Genomic DNA, 18,609 nt, shown 5'->3' with positions numbered 1-18,609 from the left:
CCCAGCTCGTGCAGTCGTCCCGCATCCTCCACGTCGGGGAGGATCGATGCGACCAGGGTCGCGATCACACCGATCACGGCGATCACGGCGGAGTAGACGACCACGGGCCAGAACGCACCCCCTGCTGCCGCGACCAGCGCGGTGCAGATGAGCGGGGCGAGGCCGCCGCCGAGCGTGTTGGAGATCTGGTAGCCGATGTTCACCCCGGTGGTCCGTGCCTCCGGGTCGAACATCTCGGCGAGCATCGTCGCGAGGGTCGCCTGCATCGCGACGCCGAACACCACGAACCCCAGGATCTGACCGAGCCAGATCAGCCACATGTTCCCGGTGCTGAACATCATGAACGCGGGGTACACCATCGCCGCGAACCCGAGGCAGCCGATGATGTACACCGTGCGTCGGCCGATCCGGTCGGAGATCGCGCCCCACAGCGGCGCCACCACGATCTGGAGCAGACCCACCATCATCGTGCCGGCGAAGCCCATCCACGCGGGCAGCTCCTCGTTGGAGACCATGAAGGCGAGACCATACGTGAGCACGACGTAGCCGGCGATCGACTGCGGCAGACCGATCAGGATCCCCATGATCGCGTTCTTCGGGTGCCGGAAGGCCTCGACGAGCGGATTCACCTTCTTGCCGACGAGGGTGAGCTGCAGCGTCTGCGTCTCGGTGAAGGCGTCCGACTCCTCGAGCTGACGGCGCAGCAGCACCGCCGCGATGGCGAGCACGATCGAGAGCACGAACGGGATGCGCCAGCCCCACTGCAGGAACCAGGAGTCGTCGGTGACCCCGAGCGCGGCCATGAGTCCGCCGGAGAACACGTTGGCGATGCCGGCGCCGCTGATGAGGAAGGCGCCGTAGAGACCGCGCTTCCCGGTCGGAGCCGCCTCGACCACCATGGTCGCCGCGCCGCCCATCTCGCCGCCCACGAAGAAGCCCTGGAACAGCCGGCAGAGGAGCAGGAGCAGTGGGGCGGCGATCCCGATGGCCTGGTCCGACGGGATGAGGCCGATGCCGGTCGTGGCGACGCCCATGCCGACGACCGTGCTCATCAGCACCACCTTGCGACCGACGCGGTCGCCGACGATGCCCCAGATGATCCCGCCGAGCGGGCGGAGGAAGAAGCCCACCGCGAACGTCGCGAACGAGGACAGCTGAGCGACCAGCGGATCGTTGGACGAGAAGAACACCGCGGGGAAGACCGCGGCGGCGGCCAGTCCGTACAGGTAATAGTCGTAGTACTCGATGATCGTGCCGATCGCGCCTCCCGCGACCGTCTTGCGCTGCTTCGCCGTCAGCCTGCCCGGAGCAGTTGTGGTCATCCCAGCCTCCTCGCCAGATGAGTCATCGCCGGCGGCGGCCGCCCTCGACCGCCGTCCTCGGCGTCGATAAACTAACAGGGGCAGAGACATTCTGTCCACGATTTGTATTTTTTGTTCATCAGAGGTGTCGCCCGTGTCCACAGCCCCGCGTATCGAGAACCACACCGCGCCCGCTCCGACGGAGTCGCCGCGGGAGACGTACGAGAACGCGGAAGAGGTGCTGCAGATGTATCGCCCGCTGCTGCCCGCACTCGCCGCGGCCGCCGGCCCGTCCGTCGAGGTCGTGCTGCACAACCTCGACGGCAACGACGTCGATCTCGGCCACACGATCGTCGCGATCGAGAACGGCCACGTCACAGGGCGCAGTGTCGGCGGACCGTCGACCTCGCTCGGGCTCGGCGTGCTGCGCGAGCGCCAGAAGGTCCACGACGCCTTCGGCTACACGGCCTTCACGAGCGACGGCCGCGAGCTGCGGTGCTCCTCGGTGTACTTCCACAACCGTGCCGGCGACATCATCGCGTCGCTATGCATCAACGTCGACGTCAGCCAGCTCCGCCAGGCGCGTGACGTGCTGGACGCACTCCTGCCCGCCGCCCGGCCCGAGGCCGCGCCGACCGAGCACTTCGGCACCGACCTCGTCGCCGTCATGGACGCCATGATCACCGAGGCCATCCGCGACATCGGTCGCCCCGTCGAAGCGATGTCCCGCGAGGACAAGATCAGCGTGCTCGAACGCCTCGACCGCCGGGGCGCCACGCAGATGCGCAAGTCCGTGGAGGCCATCGCCAAGAGGCTCGGCATCTCCCGCGTGACCGCGTACAACTACCTGGAGGAGGCGCGGGCCCGCTGACCCGCCCGCGCCGATCCGGTCGAACCGACTCGGCCGCGACGGCGCTCCCTCAGCCCTCCTGATTCGACCGGATGTGCTTGTCGTAGAAGCGGGCGGCCTTCATCCGATTGCCGCAGCCCTGCATCGAGCACCAGCGGCGCTGGCCGTTCTTGCTGGTGTCGTAGAACCACAGCACGCACTCGGGATTCGCGCATTTCCGGATCCGCTCGGGCCGCTGGCCGTGGAGCCGGACGAGGTCGGCTGCCGCGACCCAGGCCGCGTGCCAGCGGGGTTCGTCGACGATGACGACGTCACCGGCCACCCCGCCTGCGAGCACCGGCCGCCGTGAGCCGTGCGCCAGGACGGCGTCGAGCGGCGCCGTGTCGCCGAGCACGGCCGCGCGCACGGCGTCTCTCGCTGCCGTCACAGTCTCCCGCGCTCCGTCGTTCTCGGGCAGCTCGTGCTCGGCGAGCCAGGCGGAGAGCGCGGTGGGGTCGTCGAAGAGATCGACCCAGCGGCCGTGCTCGATCCACGCCGTGTTGGCGAGGTCGAGGGCGAGCGGCTCCCCTGTCAGCGGTCTCTGCATGTCCTCACTATAACCGCTATTCGCCTATTGACAGGTTGAGGTCGCCCTGGCTACGTTGACTTCGTCCGACATAACCAGTCATCAACTTATCAACGGTTAGGAACCAACGTGACCCAGTCCCACCGCACCGCCCGCATCGACGGGCTCGACGTCTTCTACCGTGAGGCGGGTGACCCGCAGGCGCCCACCCTGGTGCTGCTGCACGGATTCCCCACGTCGTCGGTCATGTACCGCACGCTCATCGACGAACTCTCCGACGAGTTCCACCTGATCGCTCCCGACTACCCCGGGTTCGGTCACAGCTCCGCGCCGTCCCCCGAGGAGTGGGAGTACACGTTCGACCACGTGACCGACGTCGTCGAGGCGCTCCTCGAGAGCCTGGCGCTCCGGCACTACGCCCTCTTCGTGCACGACTACGGCGCCCCCGTCGGCTTCCGGCTCGCCGAGCGGCACCCGGAGCGGATCACCGGGATCGTGTCCCAGAACGGCAACGCCTACGACGAGGGCCTCACCCCGTTCTGGGAGCCGCTGCGCCGCTGGTGGGCGGGAGAGGCGACCGAGGCCGACGCTCAGGCACTCGCGGGTCTGACCACCCGGGAGGGCACGCACTGGCAGTACACCCACGGCGTCCCCGAGAGCGATCTGCCGCTCGTCGATCCCAGCCTCGAGGCGCTCGACCAGGCGTTCCTCGACCGCCCCGGTAACGCCGAGATCCAGCGCGCCCTCTTCGCCGACTACGGCGTCAACCCCGGTCGATACGCCGGATGGCAGGAGTACCTGCGCACGCAGCGGCCGCCGGTGCTGGCCGCGTGGGGTCGCAACGACGAGATCTTCGGCCCCGACGGCGCCCGCGCGTTCGCCCGGGACGTGGAGAACGTCCAGGTCGAGCTGCTCGACGCCGGCCACTTCCCCCTCTCCACCCGCCTCGCGGAGAGCGCCGGGCTCGTACGCCGCTTCCTGCGCGGTCTCGCCGGCTGATGGCGAGGGTCCTCGACCGGGTCGTCCCGCGCAGCGTCCCCTCGGCGCTGCTCGTGACGGCGACCACCACCGCGGCGCTTCTCGTGCTCGCCGGGGTCGCCACCCTCACCGGGCTGCCGCTGTTCGCACTGCCGTTCGCGGCCAGCGCGGCCCTCGTCGCCCTGGCACCGACGTCGCCGCTGGCGCAGCCGCGCAACATCCTCCTCGGGCATGTCCTCGGCGCGGGGATCGCGCTCGCGGCGGCAGCACTCCTCGGGCCCTCGGTCTGGACGGCGGCGCTCGCGGCCGGACTCAGCACCGCGCCGATGATGCTGCTCAAGGCGCCGCATCCGCCCGCGACCGCCACCGCCGCCCTCGTCGGCCTCACGGCCCCCGACCCGCTGTTCCTGCTCAGTCCCGTGTTGGTCGCGTCAGCGGTGGTCGTCCTCACCGGCGTCGTCCTCGGCCGGATCGTGCGGGGGCGCCGCTACCCCGCACGCCCCGCCTGACCCCCCGACCGCCCCTCCTCCACGTCGAGCACCGCGACCCGCCAGGCGGTCCTCCGGGGAGGAGGGGCACCACGCAACGGATGAGCACAGCCGCACCGCAGTTCGCCGTCTGCGCCGCCGCTCCGCACGGTGGCCGCTCGTCACCCCCCGAGGGAAATGAAGGTGGGGTTGTGCGCGGGTTCTCGGAGGCGCATCATGTCTGCGTTGACCGAGCGGAGGAGATTCCGATGGTTGCGAGGCGGGGGCCTGTCGTTCTTGTGCTGTCCACGACCGTGGCGCTGGGCGCCGTCGTGCTGATAGCGGAGCCGGCAGCGGCGGCATCGATCACCGTGAACGAGACGGCGGAGACCGCGACGTGGACGACCACGCCGCTCGGCGGCGAACCGCTCGGTCAGGAGGCGATCGTGAACGTCTCCAACGACAACGGGCTGTGTTCCCTGCGCGAGGCCGTCGAGGCGGCGGACACCAACACCGCCGTCGACGGATGCCCCGCGGGCACCCCTGGCATCGACACGATCACGATCCCTGCCGGGACCTACACCATCTACGACGACTTCATGCTGAACGAGCCCGTCGCGGTCGTCGGCGCGAACGCCGGCGTTCCCGGCCATGCCGCCCGTGGTGCGGAGACCGTGCTGCACATGGAGCTCAACCCGTACTTCAACGCCGGCTCGGGGATCTTCCGCATCGACGACCCGAACACGGCCGGTATCCCCGAGGGCAACGGCTCCACCTTCGACGGTCTGCTCTTCGAGGGCACGTCGCGCACCGCACACGGAGACGAGTTCGGCGGGCCGACGGCGCTCGACGCGGTGCCCGCATGGGAGAACGCGATCCACGGCGCGCAGAAGGGTGACGTGCCCGGCTTCGTGCTGCGCAACAGCATCGTGCAGGGCATGACCTTCGGCGTGTACCTCGGCGGACGGGGCACCGTCATCGAGCGGAACCTCTTCCGCGACAACGACCTGTTCCCCGAGACCTTCGGCGCCGGGAACGACGTCTACGCCGACGCCGTGTACCCCACGGCCGAGGTGCTCATCCAGGACAACGTGTTCGCCGACACCGCGCTGGCCGGGGTCTCCTTCTCGGGAGGGGTGGCCGGCGGCACGATCACCCGCAACGAGTTCTTCACGCCGGGGCAGACGGGCGATGACGCCGCGACCTTCTTCTTCGACTCGACCGACGTCACCGTGACCGACAACACGTTCGTCGGGGCGGGCGGCGACGGTCGCGCGGTGCAGGTCTTCAACATGACCGGGATGCGGATCGCCGGGAACACCATCACCGGATACGGACAGGGGCTGCGGCTGAGCCTGGTCGACCCCGGCCTGCCCATGAACTCCGGCATCACGGCCACCGACAACCGGATCTTCGGCAACACGGTCGGCGCCTTCGCGCGCTACCTCGACCTCACCACGGTCGGTGCGTACGACCTGTCGAGCAACTGGTGGGGGACCAACACCGGCCCCGGCGCGGTCTCCGCCACGACCGGGCTTCCGGCCGACCCCATCCGCTACCACGACGACGACGGCGGCGTCGGAGACCACGACGTGCCGACCGACGCGGAACGCACGAAGGTCGTGGTGGACGACTGGCTGACGCTGGTCTGCACCGGACCCACCGCCCCCGTGGAGGTCGGTGCCACCGCACCCGTCAGCGGGAACGTCCAGGGCATGCCGACGATCCTCACCACGCTGTCGAGTGTCGCCCTGCAGCCCGTGATGACCGGTGCCGTGACCGGAGGCATCGGCTCGGTGGACGCCGCGTTCACCGGCATCCCGACCGATGGGTTCCAGGATCCGACGCCCGCCGCAGCCCAGCGCACGGGCACGTTCACCGGGACCACGCCGGGGACCGGGGCCTTCACCGCCGCCGTCGACAACGAGCTCGTCCCCTGCCCGGTCACCGTCGCTGCGGCGCCGGAGCCCACCCCGACACCGACGCCGACCCCCACGCCGCCTCCCGCCCCCGCGCCCGATCCGACGCCCGCGGCCGGCGGCTCGCCCACCGCGGACTCGCTCTCCCGGACCGGCGCCGACTCCACCGGGCTGCTGCAGCTGGCGGCGGTGCTGCTGCTGCTCGGGGGCGCCCTCTCCCTCCTGAGGCGCCGGCGGACCGGGCACTGAGCGCGCTGACGGCTGTCGACGCAGTGGTGCTGCGGACCGCACGGCGCCGGGCCGGACGTCCCGCTGACCTCCGGTCCGACGCCGAGCATACGAACGGGCTCTCTACGATGGAGTCGTGCAGCTCCTCGACACCCTCGGCGCGGTCGGCGAGGTGCTGTCCTGGCTGGGTCTCGGCCTCGGAGCGCTGCTGCTCGCGACCGCGCTGCTGATCCGGCTCGTCGAGGGGCAGTGGGTGTCCGTCGAGATCGCCGTGATCGACCGCGACGGTCAGCCGGTCGCCCGGTGGTTCGCGGGCGGAGACTTCCACGAGCGGCCGCTTCGCCGCGACGAGCCCACGGCCACCGTCGACGGGTGGACGGAGGGCGTGTACAGCTCGAACGATCCCTCCCGCGCGCGGGTCGGTGAGCCGCCGCACCTTCGCCGGGTGCTGCGGGCGGTCGGCACGGTGTTCGCGTCGGTCGGCGTCCTCGGCCTGGTCGCCTCGCTGCTCCCCCTGTTCCTCTGACGACACCTCGCGCCGGTCGGCACCGCCGCGAGGTGAAGCGGCCGTCGCCGAGCGTGCGAACTGCGACAATGTCCGCATGCGCGTCGACCGAGTCGTTCCGAATCTCACCGTGACCGATCTCCCGCGGGCGGTCGCCGAGCACGCTGCGGTGCTCGGACTCCGCGTGCTCATGGATCACGGATGGATCGCGACGCTCGGCGACGACGAGGGTCACCAGCTGAGCCTGATCACCCAGGACGCGTCAGCCCCCGTGAACCCCGGCGTCTCGGTGTTCGTCGACGACGTGCACGAGGCGCTGGCGCGCGTCGAGTCCGCCGCGCTGGAGATCGTCCATCCTCTCACCGAGGAGCCGTGGGGCGTCACGCGCTTCTTCTACCGGGCGTCCGACGGCAGGGTCGTGAACGTCGGGATGCACACCGACGACTGACGTCTGCCCCATCGGGAGCCGTGGAGAGCGCCGCCACCGTGCTGCGGGCGTTCCGCGCGCCATCCCGACGCCGGGACGCCGCATCGACCGATCGGTGGATTCCCGACTCAGCCCTGAGCGCGCACCGAGTATCCGCACGGACGATGGGCGTGGCGGGTGAGCCCGGAAGGCTGGAGCCATGCCAGCCATCGACGTCATCGACCTCTCCAAGCGCTACGCCGGGCGAACCGTCCTCGACGGGATCACGTTCTCCGTCGAGGAGGGCGAGATCTTCGGCATCCTCGGCCCCAACGGCGCCGGCAAGACGACCACGGTCGAGATCCTCGAGGGTCTGCGCACGGCCGACTCCGGCTCGGTCCAGATCCTCGGCCTCGACCCGGTCGCCGACGGCCGCCGGCTCAGGCAGCTCATCGGCGTGCAGCTGCAGCACACCGAGCTGCCCGACAACCTCAAGGTCTGGGAGGCGCTCGACCTGTACGCCTCCTTCTACGAGCAGCCGCGGAACTGGCGCGAGCTGATCGACGAGTGGGGCCTGTCCGATCAGCGGAACGTGCGCTTCGCCAAGCTCTCGGGCGGGCAGAAGCAGCGCCTCATCATCGCGCTCGCGCTCGTCGGCAACCCGCGGATCGCCTTCCTCGACGAACTCACCACGGGACTCGACCCACAGGCCCGCCGCGCGACCTGGCAGCTCGTCGAGCAGATCCGTGCCGCAGGGGTGACCGTGGTGCTCGTCAGCCACTTCATGGACGAGGTCGAGGAGCTGTGCGACCGTGTCGCCGTGATCAGCCAGGGCCGCATCGCGGCGATCGATACCCCGGCCGCGCTGATCGACGCCGTCGATGCGGAGCACGCCATGCGATTCCGCGTGGAGTCGGAGGAGGGGACGCGGATCCTCGATGCGATCCGCACCCTGCCCGGGGTGACGTCCGCACGGATCACCGCCGATGTCGTCGTCGTGTCGGGCACGAGCGACTTCGCCACCGCGGTGACCACGCTGCTGGCGCGCGAGCACATCGTCGCGACCGATCTGCGCATCGACAAGCGCACCCTCGACGACGCCTTCGCCGCCCTCACCGGCCGCACGTTCGACCACTGACCCGCATCCGCCCTGCGCACCCGGGAGACCCCATGTCCGCCACCGCCAAGCTCACCGCCGTCGAATCCAAGCTGCTCCTGCGCGAGCCCGGATCGCTGTTCACCGTCGTGATCCCGCTGTTCATCCTCCTCGCGTTCGGGAACTCGATCGGGCCCGACGACACGACTCTCCTCCCGATGGTGATCGCCGTCGCGATCGCTCTCGTGGGTCTGTATCTGATGCCGACGGCTCTCGCCGGCTATCGGGAGAAGGGCATCCTGCGTCGACTCTCGACCACGCCCGTGCGACCGGCGAGCCTGTTGACGGTGCAGCTGCTCCTGCAGGTGGTGCTCGCCCTCGTCAGCTGCGGCGTGCTCCTCGCGGTCGCGGGCATCGCGTTCGGGGCGCCGCTCCCCGCCGACGCCCTGATGTTCGCCGCCGTCTTCGCGCTCGGCACCGCCTCCCTGTTCGCCATCGGCCTGCTGATCGCTGCGCTCGCGCCGAGCGGACGCGCCGCCAACGGCATCGGCGTGCTGCTCTATTTCCCGTCGGCGTATCTCGCGGGGATCATGCAGCCGGTCTCTCTGATGCCTGCTACTTTGGTGGCGATCGGGGAGTTCACCCCCCTCGGCGCCTTCCGCCGAAGCCTGAACGACGTCTGGACGGGCGCGGCCGCCGATCCTCTGCTGCTGGGGGTCATGGCCGTCTACGCGGTGGTGCTCAGTCTCGCCGCAGCCAGATTCTTCCGCTGGGAGTGATCGCATGACGTCGATGTCGCTGACGCAGATCGAGCGGCGCGAGCAGCAGCTCCTGAGGCTACTGGCGGTCGCGCCGTATCTGCTCCTCGCCACGTCGGCGACGCTGTCGATGATCACCGGCACCGGGACGTGGGGCGACCGGCTCATCTCGCTCGGACTCGTGCTGCTCACCGCGGTGTGGATGTGGACGATGAGCACGCGCCGCCCCGGGGGCGCCGTGTACGTCACGGGTCTCCTCGTGCTCATCGCCCTGCTCTGCAGCCGCGACATGTGGTTCGCCGGATTCTTCGGCTTCGTGGGCTACCTCCACTCGTGGCAGTACCTGCGCGGCGCCTGGCGTTTCGTGGGAGTGATCGCCACCGCCGCGATCAGCGTCACCACGTTCACCGGTGGCCTGCCCGGACCGGCGCCCGCGGCCATCCTGGTCCACGTCCTGTTCATCGTCGCGATCGTGGCGGTGGTTGGTCTCTTCAGCAGCATCGGCGATGTCACGAGGGAGCACAGCGCGGAACGCAAGCGCATGGTGGCCCGGCTGGAGGAGACCATCCGCGAGAACGAGGGGCTGCAGGCGCAGCTGCTCGTGCAGGCTCGAGAAGCAGGTGTCCTCGACGAGCGACAGCGCATCGCTCGGGAGATCCACGACACCATCGCGCAGGGACTCACGGGCGTCATCACCCAGCTGCACGCCGCCGACCGCGCGATCGAGGTCGGCGGCGACGGCTCCGCCCGACGCTACCTGGGCATCGCCACCGCGCTCGCGCGGGAGAGTCTCGCGGAGGCACGGCGGTCGGTCCACGCCGTCGGACCGCCGGAGCTCGAATCGACCCGGTTGCCCGACGCGATCGCGGCGGCGGCCTCCGAATGGAGCGGCCGACAGGGAGTGCCCGTCGAGGTGAACACCACCGGCGACGTGCGTCCGCTGCACCCCGAGGCCGAGGTGACGCTCCTGCGCGTCGCCCAGGAGGCGCTCACGAATGCGGGGAAGCATGCGCGCGCGAGTCGGGTGGGACTCACCCTGTCGTACATGGACGACGTCGTCACCCTCGACGTCCGCGACGACGGCATCGGTTTCGAGCCGGCCGACGCGGGCCGCGGGGGCGGGTTCGGCCTGACCTCGATGCGCCAGCGGATGGACCGCGTGGCCGGGTCCCTGGAGATCGAATCGGGACCGGAGCAGGGCACCGCGGTCTCCGCCAGCATCCCGGTCCTCGCTCCCGAACCCTCCGAAGAGAGGAGATCGACCGATGCCTGACTCCCCCATCCGCGTGCTCATCGCGGACGATCATCCGGTCGTCCGGGACGGCCTGAGGGGCATGTTCACCGGCGATCCCCGCTTCGAAGTCGTGGGCGAGGCGGCCGACGGGGCCGAGGCCGTCGCGTTCGCGCGCACGCTCGCCCCCGACGTCGTGCTCATGGATCTGCGCATGCCCCGCATGGACGGGGTCACGGCGATCAAGCTCCTCGCCCAGCTGGAGCTGCCCACCTCGGTGCTGGTGCTCACCACCTACGACACGGACAGCGAGGTGCTCCCCGCGATCGAGGCCGGCGCCACCGGATACCTCTTGAAGGACGCTCCCGGCGACGAGCTCATGAGAGCCGTCGAAGCGGCCGCACGGGGCGAGGCGGTGCTGTCACCGACCGTCGCCCTGCGCCTGATGGGACGGGTGCGCGCGCCGGAGTCGCCGCTGAGCGCACGGGAGCTGGAGGTCCTGCGGCTGATCGCGGCGGGCGCGACGAATCGCGAGGCCGCTGCTCGACTGTTCATCAGCGAGGCGACGGTGAAGTCGCACATCCTCCACATCTTCACGAAGCTCGGTGTGAGCGATCGGGCCGCCGCCGTGGCCGTGGGTTTTCAGCGGGGGCTGCTGGAGTGACGGGCGAGCGAGGAAGGATCGGACGGGCGAGCGCACCCGGTGACGAGGAGAGCCGGTCGCGCACCTGATCCAGAGCCTCCGCCGCTGATCCCGGGATCGGGCGCCGAAGATGCGGCCCGAAATCGACCGCATCTCGGGTTAGCGTCCCCCTATGGACGACATGAGGGAAGAGACATCGGGCGAGGGCGCCGACCGTGGTCGCTGGATCACAGTCGAGGGCGCGCGGACGAACAACCTCCGTCAGGTATCGGTGCGGGTGCCGAAGCACCGGCTGACCGTGTTCACCGGAGTCTCCGGTTCCGGGAAGTCGTCGTTGGCGTTCCACACGATCGCCGCCGAGGCCGAACGCCTGGCCGCGGACAGTTACCCCCTGTTCGTGCGGAATCGGCTGCCGCAGCATCCACCCGCGGATGTCGATCGGGTGGACGGGCTGACGTTCACCACGATCGTGGACCAGCGGCGGTTCACCGGCAACGCCCGCTCGACGGTCGGCACGGCGAGCGACATCGCTCCGCTCCTGCGACTGTTCTTCTCTCGGATCGGAGAGCCGTCGGCGGGCTTCTCGCCCGCGTACTCCTTCAACGATCCGGCGGGGATGTGCCCCCGGTGCGAGGGCCTCGGGACCGTCGACGACATCGATCTGGAAGAGCTGATCGACCCGGCGCGGAGCCTCCGAGACGGAGCGGTCCGGTTTCCGACCTTCGCGCCGGGGACCTACCGGTGGAAGCGGCTCGTCCACTCGGGTCTGGTCGATCCCGATGCACCGCTCGGCACACTCCGTCCGGACGAGCTGGACACGCTGCTGCACGCGGAGGGTCTGCGTCTGAGCGACCCCGCCCCGGAGTACCCCCGGTCAGGGCTCTTCGATGGGATCGTGCCGCGGCTGCAGAACTCCTACCTGCGCAAGAAGCCGTCGCGGCTCACCGACGAGGAGCAGATCGCACTGGCCCGCGTCGTCACCCGCCGGGCCTGTCCCGAGTGCGCAGGCTCACGCCTCAACCCGGCCGCGAGGGCCAGCGTGATCGACGGCCGCTCGATCGCGGACTGGGCTGCGACGCCGGTCAGTGACCTTCGGCACGTCGTGGCCGACGTCCGAGCACCGGAGGTGGCACCGCTGCGGCGAGCCGTCCTCAGCCGGCTCGACGCGCTCGACACGGTGGGGCTCGGCTACCTCCGTCTCGACCGCGACTCGGGGTCCCTCTCCGGGGGCGAGGCGCAGCGGATCAAGATCGTCCGTCACCTCGGCAGCGCGCTCAGCGATGTGACCTACGTGTTCGATGAGCCGAGCGTCGGCCTGCACCCCAGCGACGTCCATCGCCTGAACGAGCTGCTGAGGCGGCTGCGCGATGCGCACAACACCGTCCTGGTGGTCGAGCATCACCGTGCCGTCATCGAGGCCGCCGATCACGTGATCGAGCTCGGCCCGGCGGGCGGCGCGAACGGCGGCACCGTCCAGTACGACGGGCCCCCCGGAGGTCTCGCCGAGTCGGACACGGCGACGGGCCGGATGCTGAACGTCCCTGTCCGGCTGCGCGAGCACCCGCGGACCGCCCGCGGCTGGGTGACGATCCGCGATGCCCGCCGCAACAATCTCCGCGATCTGACCGTCGAGGTGCCGCTCGGCGTGCTCACGGTCGCGTCGGGAGTCGCCGGATCCGGCAAGTCCACGCTGCTCGCCACCGAGCTCCCCCGGCAGCATCCGGACTTCGTGGTGGTCGACCAGGCACCGTTGCGCGGCGGAATCCGCTCGACCCCCCTCACGGTCCTCGGTATCGCCGAAGCCGTTCGCGGCGTCTACGCGTCCGCCACCGGGCTTCATCCGTCGTGGTTCAGCGCGAACGGCCGCGGAGCGTGCCCGATGTGCAAGGGCAAGGGCGTCATCGTCACCGATCTGGCCTTTCTGGACGACGTGCAGACGACGTGCGATGCGTGCGCAGGGACCCGTTTCACCGAGACGGCCCTGGCGGCGACCATCGACGGCCGCAGCATCGCAGACCTCCTGGCCATGAACGCCGGCCCGGCCCGCGAGGTGCTCGCCGCGCACCCCGCCATCGCCGGACGACTCGAGTGGATGGAGCGCGTCGGGCTCGGGTACGTCGCCATCGGCCAGGGCCTCGACACCTTCTCCGGCGGCGAGCGCCAACGCCTCCTCCTCGCCCGCCAGCTCGCCGACGCCCCGGACGCCCAGGCGTTGCGGATCGTGCTGGACGAACCCACCGCAGGCCTCCACGGATCCGACGTCGACCGGCTCCTGCACCTCTTCGACGAGCTCATCGACGACGGCGCGACGATCATCGCTATCGAGCACAACCTCCGCGTCGTCGCCCACGCCGACCACGTGATCGACCTCGGTCCCGGTGCCGGTCAGCAGGGCGGCAGCATCGTGTACCAGGGCACGCCGCACGGGCTCTCGCGCAGCACCGCGTCCGTCACGGGCCGCTATCTCGCCGAGGCCGTGGGGCGACGCGAAGCACCGACGACCGCATCCCGCCCGAGCTCGGCGTGAGCGGAACCCGGGGGCCGGGGGTCTGCACGCCCGACACGCACGTCGGGTCAGGGTGCCGCTGAGCCTTGCCTTGACATGGCCGAGCGGAGTTCACTGGGGCGATGCGCACACTCGTCGTCTCCGTGCTGACCTCGCTCGACGGCTACTTCGAAGGACGGGGCAAGGAGCTCGGTCCGATGCCGTTCGAGGACGCCTTCGACAACCATAACCACGAGCTGCTGTCGCACGCCGGCACCATCGTCTACGGCAGCAGGTGGTTCCCGGAGAACTGGGACTACTGGTCGGGCGTCGCCGCCGACGACTCCCAGACCGAGCAGAACCGGGAGATCGCGCGGGCCGTGCTCTCGACGGAGTCGGTGATCATCAGCGACTCCTTCTCGATCGATCCCGCCGATCCGTGGGCCGCGACGACCAGGGTCGTCCCCCGCGCCCAGGGCCCAGCCGAGGTCGAGCGCTTGAAGCAGTCCGGCGACGGGGACATCGTGATGTTCGGCAGTGCGACGACCTGGAACCCACTGCTCGAACGCGGGCTCGTCGACGAGCTGATCGTGCTCGTCGGCCCGGCGCTGCTCGGTGACGGATCGAAGCTCTACTCCGGCCCGCGAGCAGGCCTGACGCTGCTGTCCGCACGCGTGCTGCCGGGTTCCCAGCTCGTCGCGCTGCGCTACGACGCCCGCCCCGCCCGCGACGTCTGAACGACGGAGGGGAGGTTCGCACCGTGCAGAGTCGTTCAGCGCTGCATTCTTCCGTGCTCGCCGCCGCCGAGCCACGGTAGGCACGCCTGGGGGCGGCCGAGCGCGTCGCCGAACGCAGACGAGCGGCGCCGTCAGAAGACGATCAACTGCCGGATCGCGTCTCCCGCATCCAGGATGTCGAGCGCCTCGTTCAGCCCGTCCAGGGTGATGGTCGACGTGATCAGCTTCTCGGCGGGCAGACTCCCGTCGCGCCAGAGGGCCTCGAACACGGGGATGTCCCGTGCGGGGATGGCCGAGCCGAGGTAGGAGCCGATGATCGTGCGCGCCTCGGCGGTGACGGTCAGCGGCGGGATCTGCGAGGTCGCTCCGGGCGCGGGCAGGCCCGCTGTCACGGTGATGCCGCCGGGTGCGGTCGCGTGGAAGGCGGTCTCGAAGGCGCGCGGGTGCCCCGCAGCCTCGACGACGACAGGCGCGGTGATGCCGAGCTCTGCCGCCTCCTCCGGGGTGTGCACGGCGTCGGCGCCGAGCGCGAGCGCGGTGGCGTGCTTGTCGGTGTTCGAGTCGATGCCGATCACCCGACCGCCCGCCGCGTGCGTGATCGCGCGACCGGCGAGCACCGCCGCCATTCCGACTCCCCCGAGCCCGACGACGATGAGGTCCTGGCCGGCCACGAGCCCACCCGCGTTGCGAACCGCTCCGCCGCCGGTGAGCACCGCGCAGCCCAGGACGGCGGCGACGGTGGGCGGGACGTCGCTGCCGACGCGCACCACCGATCTGCGGTCGACGACGGCATGGGTCGCGAACCCGGAGACCCCCAGGTGGTGGTGGATTTCCTCACCGGCGTCATCGTGCAGTCTGCGGGCACCGGAGGGCAGTGTTCCTGCGCCGTTGGTCGCGCTCCCGGGGGTGCAGGGGAGCTTTCCGCCGGTGAGGCAGTTGGCGCATTCCTCGCACCGCGGCAGGAAGACGGTGACGACCCGATCGCCGACCTCCAGATCGTCGATTCCCGGGCCGAGAGCCTCGACGATTCCGGCGGCCTCGTGGCCCAGGAGCATGGGCATCGGGCGAGGGCGGGTCCCGTTCACGACCGACAGATCGGAGTGGCACAGCCCGGCGGCCTCGATCCGCAACCGCAGCTCGCCGTGCCCCGGTTCGTCGAGTTCGATTTCGCGCACGATCAGCGGTTTGCTGGCCGCATAAGGGCGCTCGGCGCCGGTGTGCGCGAGGACTGCTCCGGTGATCTTCATGCGTGCGGACCCCTTTCGAGGGGAGGGAGGCGACGGGTATGGGTCAACACGGTAGGGCGCGAACGCGCCTCCGACCAAACCGGACTGCGGCTTGCGCCCTGCCTCCGGACATGTCACTATGGCTCCCACAGGGCAAGATGAAGATTTCCTGACGGAGGTCTTCGCTTGCCCTTTTTGCTGATGTTGCATTCCGTCGGGATGACAGAGAGGTCATTTTCCGATGGCAACACATAGCCTTCGCGGTGTGCACGACGTCGTCGCGTTCATCGATTCCCGCACCGGGATCCGTGGTCGCGCCGCGATCATCTGGTGGCTCGCGCTCGGCGGTCTCTTCCTCGACGCGTTCTCCAACTCGGCGCTGAGCGCGGGACTGGGGCCGATGACGCGCGACATGAGCCTCACGGCCGGACAGGTCGCGCTGCTGACCTCGATGGCCTCGTGGGTGGCCCTGGTCTTCAACCCCATCGGCGGCTGGCTCGCCGATCGCTACGGTCGCATCCCTCCGCTGATCGCGGCCAAGGTCCTCGCCCTCGCCGGTGCGCTCATCGCGGCCTTCGCGCCCACGTTCGAGCTCGTCGTCGCCGGTCGCTTCTTCGTGGGCGCCGCCTACGGCATCGACTTCGCCATCGCGATGGCACTCCTCGCCGAGTTCACGCCCGCTCGCTTCAAGAGCCGACTGAACACCTGGCAGGGCATCTGGTACGTCGCCGTGTCCACGAACCTGCTTCTCGCGATCGGCTTCTACAGCATGGATGTCGGCGATGCGATCTGGCGCTACGCCGTGGGCGCCGCCGGTGTGGTCGCGCTGATCCTGCTCATCCTGCAGGCGACCCTGCTGGTCGAGAGCCCCACGTGGCTGGCGCGCAAGGAACGCCTGGAGAAGGCGGCGGAGTCGATGACGCGCATCTACAAGGAGCAGTTCGTCGCCGCGCCGGTCTCGGAGCGGGTCGCCGTCGTGAACCTCGCCAACAAGGGCATCCGCAACGTCGCCCTGATCTTCCGCGGCACCTACCTCCCGCGCACGGTCCTTGCGGCGACAGTCCAGATGGGCCAGTCCATCCAGTACTTCGCGGTGGGATGGTATCTGCCGATCATCGCGCTCGCCCTGTTCGGCGAGGGAGACTTCGTCCTGGCGACGCTCGGCACGCTGCTGTTCAACGTCTTCGGCATCGTCGGCGGATTCCTCTCTCCGGTCGTCGCCGGCAGGCTCGGCCTGCGCCGCGCCTCGGCGATCGGCTTCGGCGCGGTGTTCGTGATGCTGCTCATCCTCGGGTTCTTCTTCGACTCGCTGCCCCTGTGGCTGGCCTTCGTCGTGCCGTCGCTGTTCATCCTGTTCCACTCGGCCGGGCCGGGCGCGAACGGCAAGAGCCTGTCGACGCTGTCGTTCCGCAGCGAGCTGCGCGCCGGCGCGAACGGCATCATCGGGGCGATCGGCTCCCTCGGCGCCGCGCTCGGTCTCGTCGTCTTCCCGCTGCTGCGCGAGGAGCTCGGCCTGAGCACGACGTTCCTGATCCTCTCTCTCGTGCCTCTCGTCGGCTTCATCGTCTGCTCCGTCATCAAGTGGGAGCCGACGCGTGCGACCGTCAGCCCCGATGAAGAGGTCGATGCACCGCAGTTCGCCAGCGCGACTCGCTGAAAGGAATGACCGTGGCTCAGCGAAAGGCGATCCTCGCGATCGACGAAGGAACGACCGGCACTCGCGCCGCATGGGTCGACGAGAGCGGGGAGGTCGGCGGCCTGCACTACGAGAGACTCGCCGTCTCCGCCCCTCGCCACCGTGTGGTCGAGCAGGATGCCGCGGAGATCCTCTCGAAGACGATCCTCGCGGTCCGCCACACGCTGGCCGATGCACAGTCCAAGGGGGTGGCGATCGTCAGCATGGCGATCGCCACCCAGCGGGCCACCTCCGTCCTCTGGGACACCCGCACCGGGCAGCCGCTCGCCCCTGCCGTGGTCTGGCAGGACACGCGCTATGCCGACGACCTCGCCGAGCTCGGCACGACGTGGAACAGTGCGCTGATCCCGCGCGTGGGACGAGGAACCGGCGTCCGCACGCCCTACCTCACCGCGGCGCGCCAGATCCAGGACGACCCCGCCGTGCGCGAGGCCTATCGGGCCGGTCGGCTGGGTTTCGGCACGATCGACACCTGGCTGATCTGGAATCTCGTGCAGGGTCGGCCCCTGGTCACGACAGCCACGAACGCGACGAGCAGTGGCGCCTACGACCTGCGTGCGCACTCCTACGCGCACGACTACATCGATGCGCTCGGCTTCCCCACCGAGCTGCTCCCCGAGCTGCGCGACGATGGGGGCGAGTTCGGGCTCACGGATCCCGAGGTCCTCGGCATCGAGGTTCCGCTTCGCGCCGTCATCGGCGACCTGCACGCCGGCATGATCGGCGTCGGCGCTCTCCACGCCGGCGACGCGATGTGCGTGCACGGCACGGGGTCGTTCGTCGACCTCAACATGGGCACTGCGCAACCGGACAACCCGGGCAGGTACGACGGGGCGCTGTCGCTCGTCGCCTGGCGGTCCGGCGGCCTCTCCCGCTACTCGATCGAGACGTTCACCGCGGCCACGGGCAGCGCCCTGGACTGGATCTGCGACACCCTGGGCTGGTTCGAGAGCGCGAAGGCGATCTCCGCAGCGGCCGCCGGAGCGGATGCGGCCGGCTCGGTGCAGTTCATCCCGGCGATGACCGGCGTGCGCATGCCCGTGGTCAACCCCGACGTGACGTCGGCGCTCGCGGGGATCGACTTCGCGACGACCCGAGCGCAGGTCGCGTTCGGCGTGCTCGAGGGCATCGCGCAGTCGGTGGCCTGGAGCCTGGAGGCGGACACCGAGGTCGCCGGGATCGACGTGACCGGCGTCACCGTCGGCGGCGGCCTCGCGCACAGCGATCCGCTCCTGCAGATGCAGGCCGACCTCACCCAGGTGCCGCAGCGGCGCCTGGAGGGAACCGAATACGCCAGCATCCGCGGCGCCGCGTTCCTCGCCGGAGCGGGAGAGATGTGGGACGACGTGGAGTCCACGTCCGCCCTGCTCGCGCACGAGGCCGCCTTCGAGCCCCTCATGTCCCGGGACGAACGCGATGAGCGGGTGGCCTCGTGGCGCGCCCGTGTGCACGCGGAGATCGAACTCAGTCAACGACACACGAATCTGGAGGTGTGAGATGGTCGGCCTGCCTGCCCGC

General features: G+C 70.1%; 17 protein-coding genes. 14 read left to right on the top strand and 3 right to left on the bottom strand.

Annotated features, from left to right (window positions below; translation table 11 throughout):
• A partial coding sequence (locus M3C17_RS11870) for an MFS transporter (protein ID WP_259977968.1) occupies nucleotides 1–1,322 on the bottom strand: 1,322 nt, incomplete at its 3' end.
• A 133-nt stretch (nucleotides 1,323–1,455) separates the two neighbouring features.
• Here M3C17_RS11870 and M3C17_RS11865 point away from each other — a divergent pair.
• Nucleotides 1,456–2,172 (top strand): transcriptional regulator, encoded by a 717-nt coding sequence (locus M3C17_RS11865; RefSeq protein ID WP_259977967.1) that lies wholly within the window; start codon nucleotides 1,456–1,458, stop codon nucleotides 2,170–2,172.
• Nucleotides 2,173–2,221: 49 nt separating this feature from the next.
• Here M3C17_RS11865 and M3C17_RS11860 read toward each other — a convergent pair whose 3' ends face one another.
• Nucleotides 2,222–2,737, bottom strand: a complete 516-nt coding sequence (locus M3C17_RS11860) for a CGNR zinc finger domain-containing protein (RefSeq protein ID WP_259977966.1) — start codon at nucleotides 2,735–2,737, stop codon at nucleotides 2,222–2,224.
• 108 nt (nucleotides 2,738–2,845) lie between these two features.
• Here M3C17_RS11860 and M3C17_RS11855 point away from each other — a divergent pair, with 108 nt between their 5' ends.
• The 11 genes from M3C17_RS11855 to M3C17_RS11805 all read left to right on the top strand — a co-directional run bounded on the left by M3C17_RS11855 (nucleotide 2,846) and on the right by M3C17_RS11805 (nucleotide 14,169).
• Complete coding sequence (locus M3C17_RS11855; RefSeq protein ID WP_259977965.1) at nucleotides 2,846–3,715, top strand: alpha/beta fold hydrolase; 870 nt, start codon at nucleotides 2,846–2,848, stop codon at nucleotides 3,713–3,715.
• On the top strand, nucleotides 3,715–4,203 hold the full coding sequence (locus tag M3C17_RS11850) for an HPP family protein (RefSeq protein WP_259977964.1): 489 nt from the start codon (nucleotides 3,715–3,717) through the stop codon (nucleotides 4,201–4,203). Before M3C17_RS11855 ends, M3C17_RS11850 begins: the two co-directional genes overlap by 1 nt.
• 227 nt (nucleotides 4,204–4,430) lie before the next feature.
• Nucleotides 4,431–6,329, top strand: a complete 1,899-nt coding sequence (locus M3C17_RS11845; protein ID WP_259977962.1) for a right-handed parallel beta-helix repeat-containing protein — start codon at nucleotides 4,431–4,433, stop codon at nucleotides 6,327–6,329.
• Between the two features lie 115 nt (nucleotides 6,330–6,444).
• Complete coding sequence (locus tag M3C17_RS11840; protein WP_259977961.1) at nucleotides 6,445–6,834, top strand: hypothetical protein; 390 nt, start codon at nucleotides 6,445–6,447, stop codon at nucleotides 6,832–6,834.
• Between the two features lie 76 nt (nucleotides 6,835–6,910).
• Nucleotides 6,911–7,261 carry a VOC family protein gene (locus tag M3C17_RS11835; protein WP_259977960.1) on the top strand — a complete coding sequence of 117 codons (351 nt, stop codon included), beginning with the start codon at nucleotides 6,911–6,913 and terminating at the stop codon, nucleotides 7,259–7,261.
• 178 nt (nucleotides 7,262–7,439) lie between these two features.
• A complete protein-coding gene (locus M3C17_RS11830; RefSeq protein ID WP_259977958.1) occupies nucleotides 7,440–8,357 on the top strand; it encodes an ABC transporter ATP-binding protein in 918 nt (305 codons plus the stop codon).
• A gap of 32 nt (nucleotides 8,358–8,389) precedes the next feature.
• Nucleotides 8,390–9,094, top strand: a complete 705-nt coding sequence (locus tag M3C17_RS11825; protein ID WP_259977956.1) for an ABC transporter permease — start codon at nucleotides 8,390–8,392, stop codon at nucleotides 9,092–9,094.
• A 4-nt stretch (nucleotides 9,095–9,098) separates the two neighbouring features.
• Nucleotides 9,099–10,346: a sensor histidine kinase gene (locus M3C17_RS11820; protein ID WP_259977955.1), complete on the top strand. Its 1,248-nt coding sequence runs from the start codon at nucleotides 9,099–9,101 to the stop codon at nucleotides 10,344–10,346.
• On the top strand, nucleotides 10,339–10,968 hold the full coding sequence (locus tag M3C17_RS11815) for a response regulator transcription factor (protein WP_259977954.1): 630 nt from the start codon (nucleotides 10,339–10,341) through the stop codon (nucleotides 10,966–10,968). Before M3C17_RS11820 ends, M3C17_RS11815 begins: the two co-directional genes overlap by 8 nt.
• A 151-nt stretch (nucleotides 10,969–11,119) precedes the next feature.
• Nucleotides 11,120–13,474: an excinuclease ABC subunit UvrA gene (locus M3C17_RS11810; RefSeq protein WP_259977953.1), complete on the top strand. Its 2,355-nt coding sequence runs from the start codon at nucleotides 11,120–11,122 to the stop codon at nucleotides 13,472–13,474.
• Nucleotides 13,475–13,575: 101 nt separating this feature from the next.
• A complete protein-coding gene (locus M3C17_RS11805) occupies nucleotides 13,576–14,169 on the top strand; it encodes a dihydrofolate reductase family protein (RefSeq protein WP_259977952.1) in 594 nt (197 codons plus the stop codon).
• A 131-nt stretch (nucleotides 14,170–14,300) separates the two neighbouring features.
• Here M3C17_RS11805 and M3C17_RS11800 read toward each other — a convergent pair whose 3' ends face one another.
• Nucleotides 14,301–15,416, bottom strand: coding sequence for an alcohol dehydrogenase catalytic domain-containing protein (locus tag M3C17_RS11800; protein WP_259977951.1), 1,116 nt, complete (start codon nucleotides 15,414–15,416; stop codon nucleotides 14,301–14,303).
• 244 nt (nucleotides 15,417–15,660) lie between these two features.
• On the opposite strand from M3C17_RS11800, the gene M3C17_RS11795 reads away from it, so the two are divergent.
• Nucleotides 15,661–17,052 (top strand): MFS transporter, encoded by a 1,392-nt coding sequence (locus M3C17_RS11795; protein ID WP_259977950.1) that lies wholly within the window; start codon nucleotides 15,661–15,663, stop codon nucleotides 17,050–17,052.
• A gap of 11 nt (nucleotides 17,053–17,063) precedes the next feature.
• Nucleotides 17,064–18,587: an FGGY family carbohydrate kinase gene (locus M3C17_RS11790; protein WP_259977949.1), complete on the top strand. Its 1,524-nt coding sequence runs from the start codon at nucleotides 17,064–17,066 to the stop codon at nucleotides 18,585–18,587.
• The last annotated feature ends 22 nt before the right edge of the window (nucleotides 18,588–18,609 follow it).

This window comes from Microbacterium sp. p3-SID336 (genome assembly GCF_025143365.1).
Lineage (GTDB): Bacteria > Actinomycetota > Actinomycetes > Actinomycetales > Microbacteriaceae > Microbacterium.
Note: the sequence above shows the minus strand (reverse complement) of the source record. Positions and strands in the feature narration are given on the sequence as shown.